General features: G+C 65.0%; 25 protein-coding genes and 1 pseudogene. 12 read left to right on the top strand and 14 right to left on the bottom strand.

The window, feature by feature from the left end:
* The 5 genes and pseudogenes from J2744_RS15585 to arsD all read right to left on the bottom strand — a co-directional run.
* Nucleotides 1-439: pseudogene (locus tag J2744_RS15585) on the bottom strand (hypothetical protein); the annotation flags it as partial.
* Between the two features lie 32 nt (nt 440-471).
* Nucleotides 472-663, bottom strand: a complete 192-nt coding sequence (hcsS, locus tag J2744_RS07050; RefSeq protein ID WP_209546071.1) for a halo-CC-star protein HcsS — start codon at nt 661-663, stop codon at nt 472-474.
* Nucleotides 654-1,022 (bottom strand): halo-CC-star protein HcsL, encoded by a 369-nt coding sequence (gene hcsL / locus J2744_RS07045; RefSeq protein WP_209546069.1) that lies wholly within the window; start codon nt 1,020-1,022, stop codon nt 654-656. Before hcsL ends, hcsS begins: the two co-directional genes overlap by 10 nt.
* Nucleotides 1,019-2,950, bottom strand: coding sequence for an arsenical pump-driving ATPase (gene arsA / locus J2744_RS07040; RefSeq protein ID WP_209546067.1), 1,932 nt, complete (start codon nt 2,948-2,950; stop codon nt 1,019-1,021). The genes hcsL and arsA overlap by 4 nt, the downstream gene beginning before the upstream one ends.
* A 3-nt stretch (nt 2,951-2,953) precedes the next feature.
* The gene (gene arsD, locus J2744_RS07035; protein WP_209546056.1) at nt 2,954-3,283 is read right to left on the bottom strand and encodes an arsenite efflux transporter metallochaperone ArsD; all 330 of its coding nucleotides are present in this window, start codon (nt 3,281-3,283) and stop codon (nt 2,954-2,956) included.
* A 323-nt stretch (nt 3,284-3,606) separates the two neighbouring features.
* Here arsD and J2744_RS07030 point away from each other — a divergent pair, with 323 nt between their 5' ends.
* Nucleotides 3,607-3,999 (top strand): ArsR/SmtB family transcription factor, encoded by a 393-nt coding sequence (locus J2744_RS07030; RefSeq protein WP_092562732.1) that lies wholly within the window; start codon nt 3,607-3,609, stop codon nt 3,997-3,999.
* Between the two features lie 353 nt (nt 4,000-4,352).
* On the opposite strand, the gene J2744_RS07025 is transcribed toward J2744_RS07030, so the two are convergent.
* The gene (locus tag J2744_RS07025) at nt 4,353-5,522 is read right to left on the bottom strand and encodes an ISH3 family transposase (RefSeq protein WP_209546052.1); all 1,170 of its coding nucleotides are present in this window, start codon (nt 5,520-5,522) and stop codon (nt 4,353-4,355) included.
* Between the two features lie 58 nt (nt 5,523-5,580).
* On the opposite strand from J2744_RS07025, the gene J2744_RS07020 reads away from it, so the two are divergent.
* Nucleotides 5,581-5,979: a low molecular weight phosphatase family protein gene (locus J2744_RS07020; RefSeq protein WP_321169793.1), complete on the top strand. Its 399-nt coding sequence runs from the start codon at nt 5,581-5,583 to the stop codon at nt 5,977-5,979.
* 82 nt (nt 5,980-6,061) lie between these two features.
* On the opposite strand, the gene J2744_RS07015 is transcribed toward J2744_RS07020, so the two are convergent.
* Nucleotides 6,062-6,907: an arsenite methyltransferase gene (locus J2744_RS07015; RefSeq protein ID WP_209546042.1), complete on the bottom strand. Its 846-nt coding sequence runs from the start codon at nt 6,905-6,907 to the stop codon at nt 6,062-6,064.
* Nucleotides 6,900-7,259, bottom strand: a complete 360-nt coding sequence (locus tag J2744_RS07010; RefSeq protein ID WP_245203235.1) for an ArsR/SmtB family transcription factor — start codon at nt 7,257-7,259, stop codon at nt 6,900-6,902. Before J2744_RS07010 ends, J2744_RS07015 begins: the two co-directional genes overlap by 8 nt.
* Before the next feature lie 374 nt (nt 7,260-7,633).
* On the opposite strand from J2744_RS07010, the gene J2744_RS07005 reads away from it, so the two are divergent.
* The 4 genes from J2744_RS07005 to J2744_RS06990 all read left to right on the top strand — a co-directional run bounded on the left by J2744_RS07005 (nt 7,634) and on the right by J2744_RS06990 (nt 12,676).
* A complete protein-coding gene (locus J2744_RS07005) occupies nt 7,634-7,963 on the top strand; it encodes a DUF5783 family protein (protein ID WP_209546040.1) in 330 nt (109 codons plus the stop codon).
* A 73-nt stretch (nt 7,964-8,036) separates the two neighbouring features.
* Complete coding sequence (locus J2744_RS07000; RefSeq protein ID WP_209546038.1) at nt 8,037-8,414, top strand: NifU family protein; 378 nt, start codon at nt 8,037-8,039, stop codon at nt 8,412-8,414.
* 235 nt (nt 8,415-8,649) lie between these two features.
* A complete protein-coding gene (locus J2744_RS06995) occupies nt 8,650-9,069 on the top strand; it encodes a PPC domain-containing DNA-binding protein (RefSeq protein WP_209546036.1) in 420 nt (139 codons plus the stop codon).
* 40 nt (nt 9,070-9,109) lie between these two features.
* Complete coding sequence (locus tag J2744_RS06990; protein WP_209546034.1) at nt 9,110-12,676, top strand: DNA polymerase II large subunit; 3,567 nt, start codon at nt 9,110-9,112, stop codon at nt 12,674-12,676.
* Between the two features lie 343 nt (nt 12,677-13,019).
* Here the strand turns inward: J2744_RS06990 and J2744_RS06985 are convergent, their stop codons facing one another.
* The 3 genes from J2744_RS06985 to J2744_RS06975 form a co-directional block, all read right to left on the bottom strand.
* A complete protein-coding gene (locus tag J2744_RS06985) occupies nt 13,020-13,661 on the bottom strand; it encodes a hypothetical protein (RefSeq protein WP_209546026.1) in 642 nt (213 codons plus the stop codon).
* Complete coding sequence (locus J2744_RS06980) at nt 13,658-14,218, bottom strand: NUDIX hydrolase (RefSeq protein ID WP_209546024.1); 561 nt, start codon at nt 14,216-14,218, stop codon at nt 13,658-13,660. The genes J2744_RS06985 and J2744_RS06980 overlap by 4 nt, the downstream gene beginning before the upstream one ends.
* 130 nt (nt 14,219-14,348) lie before the next feature.
* Nucleotides 14,349-14,990: a bifunctional 4-hydroxy-2-oxoglutarate aldolase/2-dehydro-3-deoxy-phosphogluconate aldolase gene (locus J2744_RS06975; protein WP_209546022.1), complete on the bottom strand. Its 642-nt coding sequence runs from the start codon at nt 14,988-14,990 to the stop codon at nt 14,349-14,351.
* A gap of 218 nt (nt 14,991-15,208) precedes the next feature.
* Here J2744_RS06975 and J2744_RS06970 point away from each other — a divergent pair, with 218 nt between their 5' ends.
* A complete protein-coding gene (locus tag J2744_RS06970) occupies nt 15,209-17,398 on the top strand; it encodes an elongation factor EF-2 (protein WP_209546019.1) in 2,190 nt (729 codons plus the stop codon).
* Nucleotides 17,399-17,557: 159 nt separating this feature from the next.
* Here J2744_RS06970 and J2744_RS06965 read toward each other — a convergent pair whose 3' ends face one another.
* On the bottom strand, nt 17,558-18,040 hold the full coding sequence (locus tag J2744_RS06965; RefSeq protein ID WP_209546017.1) for a DUF3592 domain-containing protein: 483 nt from the start codon (nt 18,038-18,040) through the stop codon (nt 17,558-17,560).
* A gap of 920 nt (nt 18,041-18,960) precedes the next feature.
* On the opposite strand from J2744_RS06965, the gene J2744_RS06960 reads away from it, so the two are divergent.
* The 4 genes from J2744_RS06960 to rpsJ all read left to right on the top strand — a co-directional run bounded on the left by J2744_RS06960 (nt 18,961) and on the right by rpsJ (nt 22,338).
* The gene (locus J2744_RS06960; protein WP_209546015.1) at nt 18,961-19,569 is read left to right on the top strand and encodes an amino acid-binding protein; all 609 of its coding nucleotides are present in this window, start codon (nt 18,961-18,963) and stop codon (nt 19,567-19,569) included.
* Nucleotides 19,566-20,576, top strand: a complete 1,011-nt coding sequence (locus J2744_RS06955) for a homoserine dehydrogenase (RefSeq protein WP_209546013.1) — start codon at nt 19,566-19,568, stop codon at nt 20,574-20,576. Before J2744_RS06960 ends, J2744_RS06955 begins: the two co-directional genes overlap by 4 nt.
* A gap of 184 nt (nt 20,577-20,760) precedes the next feature.
* On the top strand, nt 20,761-22,026 hold the full coding sequence (gene tuf, locus J2744_RS06950) for a translation elongation factor EF-1 subunit alpha (RefSeq protein ID WP_209546010.1): 1,266 nt from the start codon (nt 20,761-20,763) through the stop codon (nt 22,024-22,026).
* 3 nt (nt 22,027-22,029) lie between these two features.
* Nucleotides 22,030-22,338, top strand: a complete 309-nt coding sequence (rpsJ, locus tag J2744_RS06945; RefSeq protein WP_004048854.1) for a 30S ribosomal protein S10 — start codon at nt 22,030-22,032, stop codon at nt 22,336-22,338.
* 93 nt (nt 22,339-22,431) lie between these two features.
* On the opposite strand, the gene J2744_RS06940 is transcribed toward rpsJ, so the two are convergent.
* Together J2744_RS06940 and J2744_RS06935 are read right to left on the bottom strand one after the other, a co-directional pair.
* Nucleotides 22,432-22,992, bottom strand: coding sequence for a rhomboid family intramembrane serine protease (locus J2744_RS06940; protein ID WP_209546008.1), 561 nt, complete (start codon nt 22,990-22,992; stop codon nt 22,432-22,434).
* A 99-nt stretch (nt 22,993-23,091) separates the two neighbouring features.
* On the bottom strand, nt 23,092-23,394 hold the full coding sequence (locus J2744_RS06935; protein ID WP_209546006.1) for a hypothetical protein: 303 nt from the start codon (nt 23,392-23,394) through the stop codon (nt 23,092-23,094).
* A 116-nt stretch (nt 23,395-23,510) separates the two neighbouring features.
* Between J2744_RS06935 and J2744_RS06930 the strand changes: the two genes are divergently transcribed.
* The gene (locus tag J2744_RS06930; RefSeq protein WP_209546004.1) at nt 23,511-24,644 is read left to right on the top strand and encodes a lysylphosphatidylglycerol synthase transmembrane domain-containing protein; all 1,134 of its coding nucleotides are present in this window, start codon (nt 23,511-23,513) and stop codon (nt 24,642-24,644) included.
* Nucleotides 24,645-24,659 lie beyond the last annotated feature (15 nt).

The raw sequence follows: 24,659 nt of genomic DNA, 5'->3' as shown, positions 1-24,659 counted from the left end.
GAGCAAGGCGACTCCCATTACCGCTTTCTCGACCTCGTTTTCCTAAACTCATTACGGCGTGATCCCGTTGCTGTCTTCCATTTTCAATAGAGCAGTTATCTAGGTACTCGTATAGTGCTGTCTCGTGCTCCAACCCGTGGAGTTCCTTCAGGACGAACACCCGAAACAGGGAGTCCATCTCGTAGCATGTCGAGCGTGTATAGCGATCGTGAGCCTCGAAGCTGAAGTAGGCCAGTGGAAGTACGAGGACGAACTGCTCAACCGAATCATGGTTGGGATGCGTAAACCAGGTTTCTGAGACAATCCGAACGTCCGAGTGTAATCCGGCAAGTGAGGTACGATCATAGATCGGTGTCGAATCATATGTTGGCCACTCAACGTGCTCTCGTTGTGCGATTTGTCGGAAGATAGCGCGCCGGGACGCAGAGGTCGAAGCCATATAGAAATACTGAGAAAACACCAGAACTGGTGTTAGCAGCAGTCGCTTCCAGCGCCGCAGACCTCACCGTACTCGAGACCAATCCCGTCGTTGATCGCTTCGTTGCACTCGATCAGCAGCGACTCGAACTCGTCAGCCGTTACCTCCGATTGTGCCACATCGAGGTCTTCACCGAGCGCTTCAGCGGCGGTCAGAACTTCATTGTCGGAGGCGCTCAACAGCACCCACCCCCAAGAGACTGCGCGAACTCCTGCCTGATTTGTTCGCTGATGACGTCGTTCGTCTCCTCAAGGAGGGCGGCGAGTTCTTCTTGTGCTGCTCGGTGCTGTTGGATGGTGTCGTTGTTCGAGACCTCGGATTGTAGCTCCTGTAATTTGCTCATAATCGACGAATCGAACTCGTCCGCCTGCAACTCCTGCTGTTTTTCTTGGTACGCTTCGAGTAGGGACTTTGCCTCCTCGTCGGCCTCGAGTTGTTCGTTCGCGTCCACGAACTGTTGATAGGTCGCTGAGTCACGGAGCGTCTCGATGAACGTCTGAAGTGACTCCTCGACGGCTGTCGTTTCCGACACGGCTTCGCTCACGACGCCGTCACCTCCGGCTCAGTATCCTCGGTGATGTCATCCAAGCCGGTTATTTCCTCACCGAACGCGCGCAATGCGTCCAGTCCGACCGGCTCGTCCTGACGTAGCGGAGCGAGCATCATCGGCACGTCGAACCGATCACTGATCTCGCCGAGGTACTCCGCCTGCTGGGCGAGACGATTCTCGAAGAAGGCGTTATCGCCGTATTTCTCGGGGAGCAGGTAGTTTGCGACCACCAGCGAGGTCTCGATCCCGACTTGATCTTTGAGGTCTGCGGCGGCCCGGTAGGCTTCCATCATTGGGGTGTACTCGGGGTACATCACGAACGCGAACGTACTCTGTTCGGGGTCCTTCATCGTCTCGATGACCTCGTCGTACTGGTCGCCTTTCGCGGGCGCGGCACCCTTGGTCAGCGAACCCAAATCCATGAATCCCTTCCAGTCGGAGGGGAGTTCGAGCAGTCGGAGCGTGTGCCCCGTGGGGGCAGTGTCGAAGACGACGACGTCGTAGCCATCTTCGTCGAAGTAACTCACGAACTTCTCGAGGGCGGCCATCTCTTCGGCACACGGTGACTCCAGCTCCTCTTCGACGTTTGCGATCGCCGCGTCCACGTCGATCTGGGTGTCCTCTTTATCCTCGTACATCTCGGTGACGTGGTCGAGGACCTGTGTGCGGTACTCTTCGAGCGCTTTCTCTTGATCGATCCGTGCCGCGTCGAGGTCTGCTTGACCGACCGAGGTCGGCTCGTGGCCGACCCGTTCGCCGAATATGTCTTCGAGGTGGGCAGCCGGGTCAGTTGTGACGACGAGCGTTTCGTGGCCAGCTTCGGCGAGCTTCGTCGCCGCCGTCGAAGCGATCGTACTCTTGCCAACGCCACCCTTCCCGGTGAAGAAGAGATACCGCGTTTCATCGCCCGGTTGCAACTGTTCGGCGACCGCCTCGGTGTCAACCATCGACTCGAAGTCGACCGCAGTCTCGGCGTCTACGTCGGTCGCCGTCCCGACGTCGACGGTCGCCTCGTCACCGTCGTACAGGACGCCACCGACATCTGCGAGTAGGTCGAGCCCTGCGATCTCGCCCGGCTGAAGTGGGTACGTTGCCATCGCATCGGCGCCGAACTCCGTCCGTGCGCGTTCGATAACTGCCTGCTCGTCTTCCCGCTTCCCCTCGAAGAACGGATCCTCACACACCGACTCGGGGAGATAGCTGTTGATGATCAGCAGTTGGGACTCGATCCCAAGCTCGCCGAGGTCGCTTGCACTGCGCTCGATCTCGTCGACCGAAGAGTCCTCGGGCTTGCCGACGAACGCGAATGAAGTCCGCTCGTCGTCCTGAAGCGTGTCGATGGCACGCTCGTAGTTCTGTTTGCGCTCCTCCATCGAGGCTGCCGGCCCGATGCAGGTCGAGCCACCCTTCTCCAGTTCAGCGTTCCAGTCGGAGGGCAACTCCATCAGTCGGATGGTGTGTCCCGTGGGAGCAGTGTCGAAGACGACGACATCGTACTCCGGGCTATCCATGAAGTCGACGAAGTTATCGAAGGCGGCGATCTCTTCGACACACGGGCTGTTGAGTTGTTCCTCGACGGTTTCGAGTTGCTCGTCGTCGAGAAGCTGTCGCATCGGCTCAATCGTCTCTTGTCGATACTCTTCGGCCGCCGTGTCCGGGTCGATTTCGATGGCCGATAGGTTCTCGATGTCGTCGATAGCAGTGACTTCGTGGCCGATCTCCTGCCCGAAGATGTCCGAGAGGTTCGGCGCAGGGTCTGTCGTCACCAGCAGCGTCTCGTAGTCGTTGTCCGCGAGCCAGGTCGCTGTCGCGCAGCTCACGGTACTCTTACCGACGCCGCCTTTGCCGCTGAAAAAGACGAATTCGGTCTCCTCGCTTGTCGGCTCTACGACCGCTCGTGCGTCGGTGGGAGTTGTGCTCATGCGTTAGGCCTCCTGTGTCTGGGTGGTGGTTTCGAGTGCTGCCGCGAGTTCGTCGTACGAGAGGTACTCGGACTTGCCGACAATTTCGTCGTCAACGACAGTGATCGGCAAAATCGATGGACCGTGTTCCTCGACCAAGTCGGAGATGGACTCGGTCTCGAGGAACTGGTCGATGTTGTGCTGCATGTTCGCCCGCGAGACATCGACATCCTCAAATTCCGATTCGAGTTGGTCGAGGGCGGCACTGACTTCAACGAGTTCTTCGTCGGGGTCAGGACCACAGACGCCGGTGGAGCAACACATCGCCTCCTCGTACAGGGTGAGTTCAGTCATTGCTCGGGAAAGAGTATTTTATCAATTGTCCGGCTGGCAGTGCGGCGGTCACGGATCATATCGGTGGCCTTTTTCCATCGCATTCAATTGAGGGATTATTCAATCATATTCATAAGGCCTTTGACTCGCATAGACGTAGAAAGGACTCAAAATAGAAGAAATACGCTGATACAAGTATTTCTACGCGTTATATCGGTTCCGTGCTGTCGATAGAGTCTACAGTATATCTTATAGAGTCCTAAAGTGATGGAGTCAGAGTTGAGTACAAGAAGTGCGCGGGTCGGTCCAGAATACTTAATTCGTTATCTGCTCAATCGAAGTGTATGTCCTCAACCGAGCGGCTACAACGGTACCTCGCCGACGAACGAGGTGGATGTGGCGATGAGGAGGTATGCCAGCGTCTATCTGAACTCGAAGAGATCGACGCGGCCGCAGGTGGGCCTGCGCTGGACGAAGACGTTGGATTGCTATCGGCGCTCGCGAACGAGACCCGGTACAAGATCGTTCGTATCCTCCACATCGCTGGCGAGGAACTTTGCGTCTGTGAATTTGCGCCGTTGCTCGACGTCAGCGACAGCGCGATCAGCCATGCGCTGTCCCAACTCACTGACGCTGGACTCATCACTCGCCGAAAAGAGGGGAAGTGGCGGAAATATCGAGCGACAGCACGCGCCAACGCCGTCCTCATCGCCCTAGACGGATCGCGGGAGCTTTGATCGGAAACAAGAGTTATCGACATGGCCCATCGACGAAGTAACTCTCACTGGTCGGTAATAGCCAGCATTCGATACGATGGCTACTGAGCAATATATATTGAAAAGTAACACTCATAGGAGCGCTTAACACGGTATAAAAGAGGAGGTTATCTATGGATACAGCATCACCCGTTAAGTTTCAGTACCTCACAAAGCATCGCAAGTTAGCCGAATCTGAGTCACCTGTTGTGCCGTGATAAGTCGTCGATAGCAGTTGGACAGCACTGATCGAAGGCGGAGCTGTCGCTGTCGGCGGCGTTTAGCCGCCGACGCGACAGCGTTGCCACTTGCGAAGACGCTTGCTCGGTCAGTGACTACCGGTGGAACCGGTCATCAGGTGGCCGGTTCGCGGGGACGGCCCGACGCACCGCGAGGGCCGTCCACGCAGCCCGCCGAACCATATTGACGAACTCCTTGTATGGCCACCACCAGAGGCGACGCCCGCCTCGGCGAGGCGTCGCCACATATTCGTAGTGGAGATACCGCCACGCATTCTGCAACAGCAGGCTCACCACGACGTACAGCAGTCTCACCGTCTCGTCTCGTGTCGTTGTCGTCGCTATCGCTTGCTCGGACAAGCGATAGCTCGACTCGATACCGAAGCGTTTCGAGTAGTGGTATCGAGCGTCGCGTGGTGTCTCGATGAACGGCGCGTCAGCGGCGTAGCCGTGACGCGCCACGCCGTGGTCGTCGTACTTCCCGTTCAGGTACGTGCAGTCGATGTAGACGGGAAACTCGACGGTCCAGCTGTGACCGTCGAGTTTCCCTGTCAGGTCGTGTTGAATGACGCGACTCCAGCCTTCCGAGAGTTCCTGCTGAATCGCCTCACCCCACTGAATAATCGGGACCACGTAGGCGTAGTTGTGCGCCTGAAGCAGCGTGAGACACTTGCTATCGTAGAATCCACGATCAAGGTAGACGGCCTTGACCTCGGTGTCAAGGCCGTCGAGAACACCAAGGAACTCAGCAAGGACGCTGCTGGCGGTGTCGCCGTCTTCGAGACGGCGCACCGCCAGCGTGTAGCGTTTGTTCTTCACACGCGCGTAGAGTGTCGCGTAAGCGTGGAACGCGGTGGTTCCCCGCTTTGCTTCTGAGTGGTAGAGGCCGTCTGTGTCCTCTTCGTCACCGTAGTAGGGCCGCAGGTGGAGGTCTGCGCAGACCTCCACCTGCTCGGGGAGCAGTTCGACGATGTCTCGTCGAAGAAGCGTGTTAGCGACTCGTTCGAGCCGTTCCGGCTCGAACTTCGTCCGCAGATGGTAGAGGATCGTGTTTGCTGATGGTGAGTCTTCGCTGGAGTTGCACAGCGTAGAGATCGAGGTCCCGTCGGCGGTCGCGCCGACGAGGACCTCGTAGATGTCCTCAGCGTCGAGTTCAGCGTTGTTGGCGAGGTTCAGGGAAACTTCCTCGTCAAGCCGGTTGACGAGGAAGTTAAGGAGTTGGTCTTCGTGGAGTTCACTGTCTGCTTGCTGCTGTTTGCTAGGCACATTCGCAGCAAGCAGACGTCTCAACTAACCGGCTTTGTGAGGTACTGAGTTTGGATTTGTGTGTGTACAGAATGCGGGACGAAGCCAGATGTCAGCTGCGTTCGCCGAGCGGGAACGTGATCTCCGTGAATTAGGGGATACTCTCGAGATTCTCACCGGCGGTACACATCCCGCTGAACACGTCCACGAGGAAGTGATCACGGTCATGCAAGAACGAGACATCGACCTCTCTGACCGAACGCCTCGGAAGGTCTCGACTGACGAGCTCGAATCGTGCGATGTCGTCGCCACGATGGGCTGTTCGACGCTAGAACTGGACGCCGAGAACGTCGACGTTCGAGACTGGGCGTTAGACGATCCGCATGGGCAAGACCTTGACACTGTCCGCGAGATTCGTGACGACATAGAGCAACGCGTCAAGGCGCTGTTCGACGAGTTCTATCCGGACGAACCGTAGCATAGACGTAATCAGAGGATTCGTTCGTCCCTCCAATCGAAAAATTCTCCTCTGGACCAGTCTGTCAGTTACTTTCGGTGAGTCAGGGGTTCTGTGGCGGCTTCCGAGCCTCGATAGTGGCAGAGACGAGATATTCACCGAGATCGCGATCGGCGTCCCAATCGCTGATGAACTCGGTGCTCTCGCCCTTCGGCGCGATCTCGATCGCTTTGAAGCCGGCGCTATCGAGCATCGCTTCGAGATTCTCGATGGTCGACGCACCGGCGACGCAGCCAGTTAGCGAGTCCGGGTCCATCGCGACGTCATCGGGGAACGGCGCGGTTTGGACGACGTCTGAGATGGCGACGCGGCCGCCGGGCTTGAGAACGCGGTAGACATCGTCAAACACGAACTGTTTCTCCGGGGCGAGGTTGACGACGCAGTTCGAGATGACGACATCGATAGTCGCGTCTGCAACGGGGAGATGGCTGATCTCGCCGAGACGAAACTCGACGTTGTCAGCGTCGTTCTTCGCAACATTCTCCCTCGCTTTCGAGACCATCTCTGGTGTCATATCGACACCGATAACGTTGCCATCCGGGCTGACCTCCTCTGTAGCGAGGAAACAGTCGAAGCCCGCCCCTGAGCCGAGGTCAAGCACTGTCTCGCCGGGCATCATCTCGGCGAACGCCTTCGGATTTCCACACCCAAGGCCAAGATCTGCGCCCTCGGCGACAGACGAGACATCGTCGGCGTCATAGCCAAGGCGTTCGCTCCCGGACGCTCCTTCGGTGCCGTCACAGCATCCACCGTCGTCGGTGGTATCGATGCCGACGTCGCCACAGCAATTTTGACTGTCCGAAGCGATAGTTCCGTAGCGTTCGCGCACCATCTTACGGGTCTCTTCGGGGTCGCGGTCACCGGCCACCGTATTAGTATCGTTACTCATGGGAACCCCGCAGATCGTCGAGGGTGTCAAGGAGGGCCGTGGTCGTTTCAGTCGGTTCGTAGTACCGCCAGGATCCCTCTTTGCGGCGCGTGACAAGTCCTGCGGTGTACAATCGCGAGAGCGCTTGGCTGACGGCGCTCTGACTAACACCGACCGCGGCTTCGAGGTCGCAGACGCAGACGCCGTCATCGGCGTTCGAAATTCGGCGAAGCAGTTCGTATCGTGTGTCATTCCCCATCGCGGTCAGTACTCGGAGGTCTGTCGCCATCGCATCCGAGTCGACATCTTCGAGCGGTGTACAGCATGTCTCCGTATCTTTCGTGGTTCCGTCAGTGATCGCATCTCCCACCATATTAGCAGTAGCTTATACAAGAGAGCACTAATATGTTTCTCTCGGCAACGCCCTCGAAACTCTGGAATCAAGTCGAACCTTGGGTACAGCAGTACCATCACCTATCTGAATCAGAATCGGTGCGGTAGAAAGGCGATACGCCGGTGAAGTTCCCGAAGGTGAAAACAACGTTCGAGATGGTGTGGGCTGAACACATATGCATTGAGAGTACCAGTCTCAACTTCCAGACCAGTAGATTCTATATAGCGAAATACAATTTATTTCTGCCGCGCCGCTCAAACCTTCTCTCAGACCTACGGCGCGAGCGCTCCACCGATTTCGGCGTCTCGGCGGCGATCGACCGCCTTTTTTCCCGCCGGACCCTCGCTCGCGACATGGCCGACGAGTTCGACCCGGAGAAGTTCGAGGACAAGTACGCCAACTACTTCAACGAACTCCAGCGGGCGTACAAGAACGCGTTCAACCAGATGAACGACCGGTACGACTCGGAGCTGATCCACGGGATCGACCAGACCGTGCTCAACGAGTCGGAGCCGTTCTACGAGGACGGCGAGTTCCGCGTCGAACTCCCCGAGAACCCCCGCGAGCGCATCCGCGGCGCCGTCGCGGTCGACGATGAGACGTTCGAGGAGACGCTGGAGGAGTACGTCGAGCGGATCGAGTCCGAGCTGTACCGGACCCTCGGCGCCGATCGTCCGGAGTGAGAGACGGGGGCGCTAGCCCGTCCGGATCCGCCCGAACCAAAGGCATAAGCCCGCCGACCGCCAACTCGCAGGTATGAGCACGGACACGACTGACGCGGACAACGACCTCCGCGAGCGGATCACGAACTTCCTGCGGCGCAACTTCCCGCAGATCCAGATGCACGGCGGGAGCGCCGCCATCGCCCACCTCGACCGCGAGAAGGGCGAGGTCACGGTCCAGCTCGGGGGCGCCTGTTCCGGCTGCGGTATCTCGCCGATGACGATCCAGGCGATCAAATCTCGGATGGTCAAGGAGATCCCCGAGATCGAGACGGTCCACGCCGACACCGGCGCGGCCGCCGGCGCCGACGGCGACCTCGGCGGCACCAGCAGCGGCGGGATGTCCCCCTCCTTCCCCGGCGAGACGAGCGACGACGGCGGCGACGACGAAGGCCCGCAGGCCCCGTTCTGAGACGGCTCGAATCCGACGCGCTTCTCCTCTCTTTCCGTTCCGCGAGTCGCATCGCTATTTGCCGATAATGGGGCGTTTTAGCGGTTCAGACGCGTTATAACGGCTCTTCGGTCGATTCTCTCGTGCCTCCCTCTCGCCGCTGGTTAAATCGTATGTCGCTATACAAAATTCTATCCGCCGGTCTCGCTCGGTCCGACTGAAGCCTTTTTCTCCCCGGCCGCCGTGGGACATGGCTATGTACCATCGCGAGGTCGAACCCACCGCGGAGTACGTCGCGCGGTTCGAGACGGGCGCCGACTGGCGCGAGGAGATAGAGAGCCTCGCCCGCACGGAGGACGTCGAGGCCGGCTGGTTCACGGCGCTCGGCGCGGTCCAGGACGCGGACGTCTGGTTCTACGACCAGGAGGAGACCGAGTACCGCTCGGTCACCTTCGACGAGCCGCTGGAGGTGGCCGCCTGCGTGGGCAACGTCTCGCTGCTGGAAGGAGACGTGTTCGCGCACACCCACGTCGTGCTCTCGCGGCCGAGCGGACAGGCGCTCGCGGGCCACCTCGACTCGGCGACCGTCTGGGCCGGCGAGTGTCACCTGCGCGCGTTCGCGGAGCCGCTGGAGCGCTCGCACGACGAGGCCACAGACCTGGACCTGTGGCTGTGACCCGACGCGCGCACCGCGCACCGTCTGCGACCGAGGCGCGATGAGGCCGGACGACGAACGCTACTTCGCGCGGATCGAGGAGCGACTCGACGAGGCGTGGGACGTGGCGGAGACGGCCAAAGAGCAGGGCCGCGATCCGGAGCCGAAGATCGAGATCCCGGTCGCCCGCGACATGGCCGACCGCGTCGAGAACATCCTCGGGATCGACGGGGTCGCGGAGCGGGTCCGCGACCTGGAGGGCGAGATGTCCCGCGAGGAGGCGGCCCTGGAGCTGGTCACCGACTTCGTCGACGGCAACGTCGGCGACTACGACTCCCGCGAGGGGAAAATCGAGGGAGCGGTCCGGACCGCGGTCGCGCTGCTGACCGAGGGGGTCGTCGCCGCGCCGATCGAGGGGATCGACCGCGTCGAGCTGCTGGAGAACGACGACGGCACCGAGTTCGTCAACGTCTACTACGCCGGTCCGATCCGCTCGGCGGGCGGGACTGCGCAGGCGCTGTCGGTGCTCGTCGCCGACTACGCCCGGTCGCTGCTCGACGTCGACGAGTACAAGCCCCGCGACGTCGAAGTCGAGCGCTACGCCGAGGAGATCGCCCTCTACGACAAGGAGACGGGCCTCCAGTACACGCCGAAGGACAAGGAGTCGAAGTTCATCGCCAAGCACATCCCGGTCATGCTCGACGGGGAGGCGACGAGCGACGAGGAGGTCTCGGGGTTCCGCGACCTCGAACGCGTCGACACCAACTCCGCGCGCGGCGGGATGTGCCTCGTCGCCGCCGAGGGGATCGCGCTGAAGGCCCCGAAGATCCAGCGGTACACCCGCGATCTCGAGGAGGTCGACTGGCCGTGGCTCCAGGACCTGATCGACGGGACGATCGGGAAGGACGGCGCGGGCGACGGGGACGCCGCCGGCGACGGATCGGACTCGGAAGCCGACGACGAAGGGAGCGACGACGCCGAAAGCGACGCGGAAGCGAACGAGGCCGCCGGCGACGGCTCGACCGAAGACGAAGCGGCCGGACCGCTCCGGGCCGACTCCTCACAGAAGTTCCTCCGGGACCTCATCGCGGGGCGGCCGGTGTTCACCCACCCGAGCGAAGCGGGCGGGTTCCGGCTCCGGTACGGTCGCGCGCGTAACCACGGGTTCGCGACCGGCGGCGTCCACCCCGCGACGATGCACATCGTCGACGACTTCCTCGCGGCCGGGACGCAGATCAAGACGGAGCGGCCGGGGAAGGCCCACGGCGTCGTCCCCGTCGACTCCATCGAGGGGCCGACGGTCAGACTGGCGAACGGCGAGGTCCGGCGGATCGACGACCCGGAGGAGGCGAAGGAGATCCGCAACGGGATCGAGAAGGTGCTCGATCTGGGCGAGTACCTCGTCAACTACGGGGAGTTCGTCGAGAACAACCACCCGCTCGCGCCCGCGTCGTACGCGCCCGAGTGGTGGGTCCAGGAGTTCGAGGCGGCCGGCGCCGACGTCCGCGCGCTGCGCGACGACCCGCACGTCGACCTCGAACACCCCGCCGTCGACGAGGCGCTCGCGTGGGCGCGAGAGTACGACTGCCCGCTTCACCCCGAGTACACCTACCTCTGGCACGACATTTCTGTCGACGCGTTCGAGGCGCTCGCCGACGCGGTCGCCGCCGGCGACGTGGTCGAGGGCGTCCTCGCGGTCGAGCGCACCGAGCCGGTTCGGGACGCGCTGGAGTCGCTGCTGATCGAACACGCGGCGACCCCGGACGCGCTCCGGATTCCGACGTGGCGCCCGCTCGCCCGCTCGCTCGGCATCGACGACGGCCTCCGGAAGGGGTGGCACGCGGACGACCTCTCGGCCGCGGCCCGGGGCTACGCCGACGGCGAGAACGCGGTCCGCGCGGTCAACGAGGTCGCCCCGTTCGAGGTGCGCGAGCGCGCCCCGACCCGGATCGGCAACCGGATGGGCCGCCCCGAGAAGTCGGAGAGCCGCGATTTGTCCCCCGCGGTCCACACCCTCTTCCCGATCAACGAGGCGGGCGGCCCGCAGCGCGACGTCGCCGAGGCGGCGAACGTGATGGACGACACCGGCCATCGGGGACGGCACGAGCTTCAGGTCTCCGACCGGGTCTGCCCGGACTGCGGCGAGCACACCTACGCCGCCCTGTGTCCCGACTGCGAGACGCACACGGAGCCGCACTACGAGTGTAACGACTGCGGCACCGTCTGCGAGCCGGACGAGGCCGGCCGCGTCGAGTGCCCGAACTGCGAGTGGGAGGTGACCGCCGCGAGCTACCAGGAGGTCGACGTGAACGACGCGTACCGCTCCGCGTTAGAGACCGTCGGCGAGCGCGAGTCCGCCTTCGAGATCCTGAAGGGGGTTCAGGGGTTGACCTCGCGGAACAAGACGCCCGAGCCGATCGAGAAGGGCGTCCTCCGCGCGAAGAACGGCGTCACGTCGTTCAAGGACGGCACGGTCCGGTACGACATGACCGATCTCCCCGTCACCGCGGTCCGGCCCGAGGAGCTCGACGTCACCGCGGACCACTTCCGCGAACTGGGGTACGAGACCGACATCGACGATGAGCCGCTGCGCCACGACGACCAGGTGGTCGAACTCCGCGTCCAGGACATCGTCCTCTCGGACGGCGCGGCCGAGCACATGCTCAAGACCGCGGACTTCGTCGACGACCTGCTCGAACAGTTCTACGGACTCGACCGCTTCTACGAGGTGAACGAGCGCGACGACCTCGTCGGCGAGCTCGTCTTCGGGATGGCGCCCCACACGAGCGCCGCGACTGTCGGGAGAGTGATAGGATTTACTTCGGCGGCAGTCGGATACGCTCATCCGTACTTTCACGCCGCGAAGCGTCGGAACTGCGACGGTGACGAGGATTGCGTGATGCTTCTCATGGACGGACTTCTCAACTTCTCGAAAGAATTTCTGCCGGACCAGCGCGGCGGGCGGATGGACGCCCCGCTGGTGATGTCCTCGCGGATCGACCCCTCGGAGATCGACGACGAGGCGCACAACGTCGACATCGTGCGGGAGTACCCGCTGGAGCTGTACGAGGCGTCGCGCGAGCTGGCCGACCCGGAGGAGGTCGAGGAGCTGATCCAGATCGGCGAGGACACGCTCGGCACCGACGACGAGTACCACGGGTTCGACCACACCCATGACACGACGGACATCGCGATGGGGCCGGATCTCTCGGCGTACAAGACGCTCGGCGACATGATGGAGAAGATGGACGCCCAGCTGGAGCTGGCCCGGAAGCTGCGCGCGGTCGACGAGACCGACGTGGCCGAGCGCGTGATCGAGTACCACTTCCTGCCCGACATCATCGGGAACCTCCGGGCGTTCTCGCGGCAGGAGACGCGCTGTCTCGACTGCGGCGAGAAGTACCGCCGGATGCCCCTGACCGGCGAGTGCCGCGAGTGCGGCGGCCGCGTGAACCTCACGGTCCACGAAGGGTCGGTGAGCAAGTACGTCGACACCGCCATCGAGGTGGCGGAGCGGTTCGACTGCCGGCCCTACACGAAACAGCGGCTGAAGGTGTTAGACCAGTCGTTGGAGTCGATCTTCGAGGACGACACCAACAAGCAGTCCGGCATCGCCGACTTCATGTAATTGTCGTGGACGACCCCCGTGCCGCCGCGGTCTGCCCCGCGGCGCCGGGGTCGATCTCCCCGGCAGGGAAAGTGACGGTGAGCGACTGGTAGTTGGGTACTGATAGCGTTTCGGGGTGACTTCCAGACAGGTGTGCCTCTCTTTGACGGACTGGAAGTCACCCTCAGTTGTGGTCTCAGACGCTTGTATATATGGTATAGTGTGTCATGGCATTAAAGCGGGGAACGCCATGGTGGGGTCGACGCGCTTGGCGGCGTCGCATGCGCCGGCGGGACCGCGCGCGTCTCGACGGACATCTCCGTGGACACTCGGCGTGTCGACGACCACGTGACCGCTGTGTCTGTCACGGTAGTCCGACTCCGACGCTTCGAACGAGGAGGGAGACGGCGGCGAGGAATCCGAGAACACACAGGAGAATGGAAAACTGGAAAAACCGCGGAACCCACTTGCTCGCCGACACCCCGGCGAAGTACGATTTCTCTGTACCGTATTCGTAGCTGCCGAACGAGAGGGAGTCCGTGATGCTCCTGTTCGTCTCCAGCACGGCCGGATACCTCGAACGCACGTACGATTCGATCTCGTCTCGCCTCGCCCAGGCGCTGTCGCGACTGTGTCGAAAGCTATCCGCGAACACGAGTAGCAGGAAGAAACTGACCGCCCCGAGACCGCAGATCAACGCGAGAGCGAAGTACCTCCCGCTCGGTGTCACCGAGAGGTCGGAGAATATCGTGATCGCCCCGTTGAGGAGTAACCCTCCGACCACGAACGCGAGGTAAAACGTCTGGGTTATCAGGCGGTCGCGGTACCGGGCCTCCTCCGAAGCGGTCTGGTAGTCGACGAGAAGCGCGTCCATCACTCGCTCTTCTTGGTCGTTTCCCTCGTCTGCGGCCCGCTGAAGCGGATCGCAGCGACGCAGTTTGACTCGGTGTTCGCCTTCGGAGTCAGAGCCGTCGTCCGGGGATTCGTCCTTCGAGCTGTCGGTCATCGTTGGGGTTCGTCCAGGTCGATCAGTCCCTCCCGCCACGCCAGCACCAGCGGTGAGACGCTCCAACTCGGGGTCGGCTCCGTTAGTATCCGTTCGAACACCTCAGACGGCGACACCTCTATCACCGACCGCACTTCCGACTCGCTCTCCTCCCACTCGCCCTCCGGCGGTTCCGTCTCGCCCAGCCACACCACGTGCTGTTCTGCGCTGTTCCACGGGCTGTGATAAAACGAGTCCAGATACTCCGCGCCGTCCGCTTCGTAGCCGGTCTCTTCCGTGAACTCCCGGACTGCTGCCGTCTTCGGATCCTCTCCCTCGTCTATCCCGCCACCGGGAAACTCCACGAACGACGCTCCGAGACGCGGCCGATACAGCTCTACCAGCACGAGCCGGCCGTCGTGCGTTCCGACGGCGATCGCGCCCTCGCTTTCGATTCGAATCCGATAGTAGTCGTTCGGGCGACCGGTCGGCAGCCTGACGTTCAACCGCTCGACGCTGAAGTACGGGTTCTCGTGTTCGATGGCCGAATCGAGAATCGGCCAACCGTCGGTATCCATGCCCCACCCACGGAGTCGATTCAAAAAACCCCTGTCATTGGCGGGGTCTCGCGCGCGTGACAGGGACTTTTGCGAAGTGTGCGGTGGCTGCCCGCGTCGTGTTGCCGATCGAACCGAGGTCACCCCGGTTCTAATCGTCGCGCGCCTCCTCGACGACGCGGGTGAACTCGCGGGCGGTCTCCGTGATGGACTCGTAGTCGCCGCGCTCGGCGGCGTCGTAGTCGACGAGCGCGCCGCCGGCGCCGACCGCGAACGCGCCCGCGTCGATGTAGTCCGCGGCGTTGTCCGGGCCGACGCCCCCGGTCGGCATCATCGGGATCTGCCCGAGCGGTCCCTTCATCGCGCCGAGGTGGTCCGGGCCGACGGTCTTCGCGGGGAACACCTTCACGAAGTCGGCGCCGGCCTCGTAGCCGCGGATCGCCTCGGTCGGGGTCATCACGCCGGGCGCGGTGACGGCGCCGTAGCGGTTACACGTCTCGATGACGTCCTCGTGGAGGCTCGGCGAGACGACGAACTCCGCGCCCGCCATCAGGGTCGTTCTCGCCGTCTCGCTGTCGAGGACCGTCCCGGTGCCGACCACGACCTCGTCGCCGAAGGAGCCGGCGACCTCGCCGAGCTTCTCGGCCACGTTCGGCGTGTCGGCGGTGATCTCCACGGCGGTGACGCCGCCTTCGCGCAGCGCCTCCGCGATCTCGATGAGCTGGTCGGCCGGCACCCCGCGCAGCACCGCGACCACGCCGCTGTCGACGAGCCGTGAGAGCGTCTCGTTCATGCCTCACGTTTCCCGAGTCAGAACTTAAAACCGCGCCGATGCTCGCGGGCGGTTCCGCCGGTCGCGGGTCGCGTCGACGACCGCGAGACCGACCGCTTCGCCTCTCGTTCCGTGACACCAGTCGACACGAAATCGCCGGGGATCGGGGGTGATCCCCCGCGAAACGGCCGCGACGAAACACTACCCTTTTGACCCTCCTTTCGGTAACACTCGGTATAATGGGCCGACGCAAGAAGATCGTTCAGGAATGTGAGCGGCTGATGGACAACCCGGAGCACATCCGGAACATCGCCATCGCCGCCCACGTCGACCACGGGAAGACGACGCTCTCCGACAACCTGCTGGCGGGCGCCGGCATGATCTCCGAGGACACCGCGGGCGAGCAGCTCGCGATGGACACGAAGGAGGACGAGCAGGAGCGCGGGATCACCATCGACGCGGCGAACGTCTCGATGACCCACGAGTACGAGGACACCAACCACCTCATCAACCTCATCGACACCCCGGGCCACGTGGACTTCGGGGGCGACGTCACCCGCGCGATGCGCGCGGTCGACGGCGCGCTGGTGGTCGTCGACGCCGTCGAGGGCGCGATGCCCCAGACGGAGACGGTGCTCCGGCAGGCGCTCCGCGAGGGCGTGAAGCCGACCCTGTTCATCAACAAGGTCGACCGCCTCATCTCGGAGCTTCAGGAAGGCCCACAGGAGATGCAAGAGCGGCTCCTCTCCGTCATCGCCGACGTCAACGAGCTCATCCGCGGGATGGCCGAGAACATGGACGACATCCCCGAGGACTGGACCGTCTCCGTCGAGGACGGCACGGTCGGGTTCGGCTCCGCGCTGTACAAGTGGGGCGTCTCGATGCCCTCGATGCAGCGGACCGGCATGGACTTCGCCGACATCATGGAGCTGGAACAGAACGACAAGCGGCAGGAGCTCCACGAGCGGACGCCGCTTTCGGACGTCGTGCTCGACATGGTCTGCGAGCACTTCCCGAACCCGGTCGACGCCCAGCCCCGCCGCGTTCCGCGCATCTGGCGCGGCGACCCCGAGTCCGACCTGGCCGACACGATGCGGCTGGTCGACGAGGACGGCGAGGTCGTCTTCATGGTCACCGACATCTCGATGGACCCGCACGCGGGCGAGATCGCCACGGGCCGCGTCTTCTCCGGAACGCTGGAGAAGGGCCAGGAGCTGTACGTCTCCGGGACCGCGGGCAAGAACCGCATCCAGAGCGTCGGGCTGTTCATGGGGTCCGAGCGCGAGGAGGTGGACCGCGTCCCGGCCGGGAACATCGCGTCGGTCACCGGCCTCCGCGACGCCATCGCCGGCTCCACCGTCTCCTCCGTGGAGATGACGCCGTTCGAGTCGATCGAACACATCTCCGAGCCGGTCATCACGAAGTCCGTCGAGGCCCAGAACATGGACGACCTGCCGAAGCTCATCGAGACGCTCCAGCAGGTCGCCAAGGAGGACCCGACGATCCAGATCGAGATCAACGAGGACACCGGCGAGCACCTCATCAGCGGACAGGGTGAGCTTCACCTCGAAGTGATCACCCAGCGGATCCGCGACAACCAGGGCATCCCGGTCATCACCGGCGAACCGATCGTCGTGTTCCGCGAGCAGCCCCAGGAGGCCTCCCGCGAGGTCGAGGGGCAGTCGCCGAACCGCCACAACAAGTTCTACATCACCGTCGAGCCGATGGATCAGGAGATCGTCGACGCCATCCAGCTCGGCGAGGTCTCGATGGACATGCCCGAGCTTGAGCGCCGCGAGGCGCTGCAGGACGCCGGCATGGACAAGGACACCTCCCAGAACGTCGAGGACATCCACCGGACCAACATCCTCATCGACGACACGAAGGGGATCCAGCACCTCAACGAGACGATGGAGCTCGTCTTGGAGGGGCTTCAGGAAGCGCTCGACGACGGCCCGCTGGCCGCCGAGCCGGTCCAGGGGTCGCTGTTCCGCCTCCACGACGCGAAGCTCCACGAGGACACCATCCACCGCGGTCCCGCGCAGGTCATCCCGGCGGTCCGCGACGCGGTCCACCGCGCGCTGATCGACGGCGAGGTCCGCCTGCTGGAGCCGATTCAGGACGTCCGGATCGACGTGCCCTCGGAGCACATGGGCGCCGCGTCCGGCGAGATCCAGGGCCGCCGCGGCCGCGTCGACGACATGTACCAGGAGGGCGACCTCATGGTCGTCGAGGGCATCGCGCCCGTCGAGGAGATGATCGGCTTCTCCTCCGACATCCGCTCGGCAACCGAGGGCCGCGCCTCGTGGAACACCGAGAACGCGGGCTTCCGCGTGCTCGTCGACAACCTCCAGCGCGAGAAGATCATGGAGATCCGCGAGCGCAAGGGGATGAAGCTGGAACTGCCGCAGTCGATCGACTACTTCTAAGTCGACGACGCGGTCCGCGGTTTGCGATTCGCGGCGGTCTGAGACTTTCTGCAGTCTCTCTCGGTTCTTTCGGCGCTCAACCGGCACGACGGCTCTACCGAATGGTAGCGACAGATCTACCGAATAGTAGCGACGGATCTATCGGATGGTAGAACGGATCTACCGGATCGCCGACCGCCCGCCGACGAGTGCGAAGATCAGTCCGACCGCGACCGCGACGAGCGGGGCGTTCGACGTCTGTGATCTCAGGAACGCCCCGTTCGGGTCGGACGGATCGACGTACGCGGTCGCGGACTCGTCGACGGCGTACGCCTCGATCACCGACCGCGCCGCCGACTCGGTGCCGTAGTTCGGCGAGATCGCCGACGGGAAGACGTTCGTGCTCTCGTAGGTCGTTCCGTCGTGCTCGTAGGTGAACCGCACCGTCGGACGGTAGCTCACGTCGGTACTGCTTCCGGTCGAGGTCGATTCCACGTCCAGTTCGGTTATCGTCGCGTCGACCTCGACGGCGTCGTCCACGGCGTTCGACTGCTGGGTGTAGTCGTACGCGCCGTAGCCGGTCGCCGCGAGACCGACGATCAGCATGATGACCGCGCCGCGCGTCGTCTTCGGCCCGCTAACGCTCAGTCCGTCGTCCCCCATCGCTACCTCACCTCGGGGCGACGGCGGCCGATGCGGTGCGAGCGAGCGCGTCGCGGCTGTCGACGAACGGCGGGGAGGGAGTTCACATCCTCGCGACAGCCTCCCGTCACTTGACATCCTCCTCCGCGTGAACGCGGAGGAATCCCGAGCGGTGGGAGTTTCAGGTTTACAGTCCAGTCAGTTGACTACCAGACCTTTCTGGCACGGGTAGTCCCATAGTGTCGGACTGGTGGACTGCTGGCCATGCCAACTGGCCGTTACCCCTATCCTCGACCGTGTACGGCGTCCCAGTGTTGTTTTTGCCAGGGGGACGCCGGCAAGCATCAACGAACTTGGGGGTATCGTCTGGTTTGCTTTGAGCAGTCGGCACAGACACACCCTTCGAGGATGTAGCGTTCACCAACTGGCCTTTCAGATACTGCCTCGTTACGCGGGCGGACAGGCCGCCTCCGAAGGACGGTTCGGAATCCGCTCCGTTCCGACCGATTCCTAGCTCCGTATAGAGCGGCCTGTCGGTTAAATCTCCGTATGTGAAACTCGGGAGAGACATTCGACTAGTGGACTGCTTCCCATCATGTCGGCTTCATCACCTGCCTGAAGGCGGGTGTATTCGCCTCCTAGTCTCTATAACTGTGGTCGTCTCGACGCGCATCTATTCCCCACGGTCGGCCGATCCTTGCTTCCTCGACCTCGGACTCCCCCGTCACCGTGTGCCGCGTTGGCAGACGAGAGAGCGAGGCAACGCCTGCCCCCGCCGAAGGCTTATACCGGATCGTCCGACTCCGTTCGGGTATGCAGACGGGCACGACTCCCCCCCGGTGTACCGCGACGGAGCAACCGAACCATCGCTCCACGTCGGGGACAGGACCGTGCCGGCGTCCGTCCCGCTTCGACGGTCGCGCGCCGCCGGAGGTGGCGGCGTGAGCGATCGTCGGGACGGGGCGCCTGAGAACGCGGTCGACGACTTCGATCCGGCCGACTCGGGACCGTCTCCCGACGGCGGCCGCGCCTCGGCGACGCCCTCGACCCACACGGTGCGGCTGGAACTCGTCGACGAGCCGGGACAGCTGCTCGCCGCGCTCCACCCGATCGCGGACAACGGCGGGAACCTCCTGTCGATCTACCACGAGCGCGGGAACAAGACGCCTCGCGGGCGGATCCCGGTCGAGGTCGACTTCGAGGCGACGCCGGACCGGTTCGAGGAGATCGTCGACGCGCTCCGCAGCGAGGGCGTGAACGTGATGCAGGCGGGGACGGAGCGCTACGCGGAGGAGGTGACGATCCTCCTCTTCGGCCACCTCATCGACACCGACCTCTCCGACACGCTCTCGCGGATCGAGACCTGCGAGTCGGCGTCGGTCGCCGACGTGTCGCTCGCGGCGCCGCAGGGGACCGAGGAGGCGTCGAGCGCGCGGCTCCGGCTCGAAGCCCGCGCGGGCGAGACGGACGCGGCGCTCGCGGCGGTCCGCGAGCTCGCCGCCGAGAAGGAGCTCCGCGTCGTCGAGCCGCTCACGGGGGTGGACGCGTGAGACTCGCCGTGATCGGCGCGGGCGCGGTCGGGCGCTCGGTCGTCGAACTGGCCGGCGAGTACGGCCACGAGGTCGTCGCGGTCGCGGACTCGTCGAGCGCGGTCGTCGCGGACGGGACGGGCGGCCGGGGCAGTGGCGCCGGCGGAGACGACGCGGTCGGCGTCGACCCCGACGCCGTCGTCGCGCGGAAAGCGGAACGCGGGATCGTCGGCGACGACGACCCGGAAGACGCGCTGGCGGCCGACTACGAGGCCCTCGTGGAGGCGACGCCGACGACGCTGGGCGACGCCGAGCCGGGCTTCTCGCACGTGCGAACCGCGTTGGAGCGCGACCGCCACGCGGTCCTCGCGAACAAGGGACCGGTCGCGGAGCGGTTCGGCGACCTGCGGGCGGCCGTCGACGACAGCGACGGCGGGATCCGGTTCGAGGCGACGGTGGGCGGCGCGATCCCGGCGGTGTCGACCGTCGAGGACATCGAACCCGGCCACGTCACCGCGGTCCGCGGCGTGCTCAACGGGACGGCGAACTTCATCCTGACGCGGATGGCGGCCGAGGGCCTCGACTACGACCACGTGCTCGCGGAGGCGCAGGACCTCGGCGTCGCGGAGGCGGACCCCTCCTTCGACGTGGACGGGACCGACGCGGCGCTCAAGTGCGTGATCCTCGCGAACGTCCTCTCGTTCGGCGCGGTCGACGACCCGGCGGACGCCCGGGAGTTCACCCTCGACGACGCCGACGTCGAGGGCATCCGCGACGTGCCCGGCTCCGCGCTCCGGCTCGCGGCCGAGGACGGGCGGACGGTGCGGCTGATCGGTGAGGCGACGGGCGAGACGGTCCGGGTCGCGCCGCGGCTCGTCCCCGAGAACGGGACGCTCGCGGTCTCCGGCACGCAGAACATCGTCCAGATCGAGACCTCCCACGCCGGCCGGCTCAACATCTCCGGCCGCGGCGCGGGCGGTCCCGAGACGGCCAGCGCGGTCCTCGGCGACGTGGGGCGACTGGAGTAGTCGGACTCGTCGTTCGAGACCCCCTGTCGGCCCGGCCACAGTCGCCTCCGTGCGGCGGCGTGGCGTGCTCCGCGTTGTCGAGAATCGCTTGACGGCGGCGCGATACTCTGTAAGCCGTATCGAAACCGTTTTAGTGGAATCAACCGAAACTTACTCACAGAGCGCCTTAGCGCGTGATTACCCCATGAGTGACAAACCGCATCAGAATCTGGCCATCATCGGCCACGTCGACCACGGCAAGAGTACGCTCGTGGGTCGCCTCCTCTACGAGACGGGGAGCGTCCCCGAGCACGTAATCGAGCAGCACCGCGAGGAAGCCGAAGAGAAGGGCAAGGGCGGCTTCGAGTTCGCCTACGTGATGGACAACCTCGCCGAGGAGCGCGAGCGCGGCGTCACGATCGACATCGCCCACCAGGAGTTCGACACCGACGAGTACTACTTCACCATCGTCGACTGTCCGGGTCACCGTGACTTCGTGAAGAACATGATCACGGGCGCCTCGCAGGCCGACAACGCGGTGCTCGTCGTCGCGGCCGACGACGGCGTCGCGCCCCAGACCCGCGAGCACGTGTTCCTGGCCCGCACGCTCGGGATCAACGAGCTCATCATCGGCGTCAACAAGATGGACCTGGTCGACTACCAGGAGTCCTCCTACAAGGAGGTCGTCAGCGAGGTCGAGGACCTGCTCAACCAGGTCCGCTTCGCGACCGACGACACCACGTTCGTGCCGATCTCGGCGTTCGAGGGCGACAACGTCGCCGAGACGTCCGAGAACACCGACTGGTTCGACGGGCCGACTCTGCTGGAGTCGCTCAACGACCTGCCGGAGGCCGAGCCGCCGACGGACGCGCCGCTCCGCCTGCCGATCCAGGACGTCTACACCATCTCCGGTATCGGGACCGTCCCCGTGGGACGCGTCGAGACCGGGATTCTCAACACCGGCGACAACGTCTCCTTCCAGCCGTCCGACGTGGGCGGCGAGGTGAAGACGGTCGAGATGCACCACGAGGAGGTGCCCAAGGCCGAGCCGGGCGACAACGTCGGGTTCAACGTCCGCGGCATCGGCAAGGACGACATCCGTCGCGGCGACGTCTGTGGCCCCGCCGACGACCCGCCGAGCGTCGCCGAGACGTTCCAGGCGCAGGTCGTCGTCATGCAGCACCCGTCGGTCATCACGGCCGGCTACACCCCGGTCTTCCACGCCCACACGGCGCAGGTCGCCTGTACGATCGAGTCGATCGATCAGAAGATCGACCCGTCCTCGGGCGAGGTCGCCGAGGAGAACCCGGACTTCATCAAGTCCGGCGACGCCGCGGTCGTCACCGTGCGACCCCAGAAACCGCTCAGCATCGAGCCGTCCGGCGAGATCCCGGAGCTCGGCAGCTTCGCCATCCGCGACATGGGGCAGACCATCGCGGCCGGCAAGGTGCTCGAAGTCAACGAGCGATAATCGATGCAGCAGGCACGCGTCCGCCTCGCCGGCACGAGCCCCGAGGACCTCGACGACATCTGCGACGACGTCCGCGAGATCGCGGACTCGACGGGGGTCGCCCTGTCGGGCCCGATCCCGCTGCCGACGAAGACGCTCGAGATCCCGTCGCGCAAGTCCCCGGACGGTGAGGGGACGGCGACGTGGGAGCACTGGGAGATGCGCGTCCACAAGCGTCTGATCGACATCGACGCCGACGAACGCGCGCTCCGTCAGCTCATGCGCGTCCAAGTGCCGAACGACGTCAGCATCGAGATCGTTCTCGAAGACTGAGCGCTAGGGCGTTTCTCTTTCACCCCTTCCGTTTTTCGACGCGGCCAGCGGTGGCGTCGTCGATTTCCTCCGTCCGGTGCGTCCGCCTCCCGCTTACCGCACGTCGAGCAGCCCGACGCGACCGGCGACGAGACCGCAGAACGCGCCGGTGGCGTGCGCGACGAGCGCGACGCCCGGCGCGGCCGTCGTCGCGGTGAGGACGACGGCGACGAGACCGAACAGGAGCAGCTGGAGCCGCGGGGAGAGCCGCAGCCGGTCGAACAGCGTCGCGCTCACGACGTTGCCCGCGAGCAGGTAGCCGCCGAGCGCGAACACTGCGCCGCTGATCCCCAACACGGCGGCCGGGGGACCGAGCAGGCTCCCGACGGTCACCTGTGCGACGCCCGCGAGCACGCCGGTGGTGACGACGAACGCGTGGAAGCGGCCGCGGGTCGTCCGGCGCTCGACGAGGGGACCGACGAGCAGCAGCGCGAGGGCGTTCGCCAGCAGGTGGCCGACGGACCCGTGCGCGTACACGCTGGTGACGAGGGTCCACGGGGCGACGGAGAGGGGCGCCGACAGCGCGAACAGTCCCGCGAGACCGACGACGCCGAGGACGGCCTGGGCGGCGCCGACGAGGAGGGCGATTCCGAGCGTTTCGAGGGTGGCTCGCATCGGGCGAGCGTTGGGACCGCGCGCCCAAAAGGATGTGCTGGTCCGAACCGCTCGCGAGTCCGACCCGGACGCGACCCGCGAGGCCGCTCGGGACGCGACTCAGATCACGTCGTCGGGGTCGTGGGCGCGGGCCATCCGCGTCGCTTCGGCGGCGTACCGCTCGCGGTCGGCGGGGTCGTCGACGCTCCCGACGTTCGCCGGGTCGGCGTCGACGGCGGCGGTCGTGTCGCGCACGTCGGCGAAGGAGGTGAGCGCGCGCTCCTTCCGGAAGTAGCGCTCGCCGTCGGGCGTCGCGTACGTGAGGATCACCATGTTTTGCTCGTCGTCGGAGTAGGTGCGCTCGACGAGCCACATCCGCACGTCGTCTCCCGCGGCGTCGGCGTCCGCCTCGTTCGCGCTCATGCGTGGTATTTCGCGGTTCACGAACAAACGTGTTGCGCCGGGCCGGGTCCGTACCCCTCCGTTTCGCCTCCGCGAACCGCCAGCGTTTTATTCTTTAGGGCGGCCTAAACGAATGGATGAACCCACGCGTCGCCGTCGCTCGGCTCCGCGAGCGCCTCCGTCGCCTCCGCGAGCGTCTCCCTCGGGGATCGCTCGCGGTCGCGGGGACGGTTCTCGTCCTCGCCGTCGGCGGCGCGGTGCTGACGCGGACCCTCGACGTCGAGGCCGTCGTCGGGGCGGCCGTCGCCGCGGACCCGTCGCTCCTCCTCGCGGCGCTCGCCGTCTACCTCGCCTCGTGGCCGGTCCGCGGGCGGCGGTACGGCGACGTGCTCGCGCCGATGGGGTACCGGTGTCGCACGGCGTTCCTCACGGCGACGGTGTTCGCGAGCCAGACCGCGAACCTGATCGTCCCCGCGCGCGCCGGAGACGGCGTTCGCGCGTACCTGCTGAACGACCGGCGCGGCGTCCCCTACCCGACCGGAATCGCGTCGCTGGCGGTCGAGCGCGCCTTCGACCTGGTCGCGCTCGGCGCGCTCGGCGGCGCCGCGCTCGCGGCCCTGCTCGTCGACGGCCGGACCGTGGCGCCGGATGGGTCCGGGCGGGCGGTCGCGGCCGCCGCGGGGACCGCCCTCGCGGCCGCGCTGTTCTCCGCGGGCGCCGTCGCGGTCGCGCGGAGCGACCGTCGGTTCGGCCCGGCCCTCCGCGACCGCGTCGAGGGGTCCCGGCTCTCGCGGGTCGTCGACGCCGCGGTCCGGTTCGGCGCCGCCGTCCGCGTCGTCGCCGCCGACGGGGGCGCGGTCGTCCGGGTGTTCCTCGCGAGCGGCGTCGTGTGGGCGGTAGACGCCGTGACCGCCGTCCTCGTCCTCGCGGCGCTCGTGGGCGGATTCGGGGGGAGCGTCGACCCCGGAACGCTGCTCGTCGTCGGGACCCTCGCCGTCTCGGCCGGGAACCTCGCGAAGGTGCTGCCGCTCTCGCAGGGCGGGATCGGGCTGTACGAGGCGGCGTTCACCGGTATCGTCGTCGCGACCACGCCGATCCCGGCCGAGACCGCGCTCGCCGCGGCGGCGCTCGACCACGCGCTGAAAAACGCCGTCACGCTCGCGGGCGGCGGCTTCGTCGCGGGCGCGTTCGACTTCTCGGTGACGGGCGCGCCCGACGAGTCGGAGCGGGAGCCGGACGCGGCCGCGACGCGGCCGTCTCCGGACCGCTAAATTTTTAGGCAACCC

This window comes from Halorubrum trapanicum (assembly GCF_017873555.1).
GTDB lineage: Archaea > Halobacteriota > Halobacteria > Halobacteriales > Haloferacaceae > Halorubrum > Halorubrum trapanicum.
The sequence above is the reverse complement of the archived record's forward strand: the minus strand, read 5'-3'. Positions and strand labels throughout refer to the sequence as shown.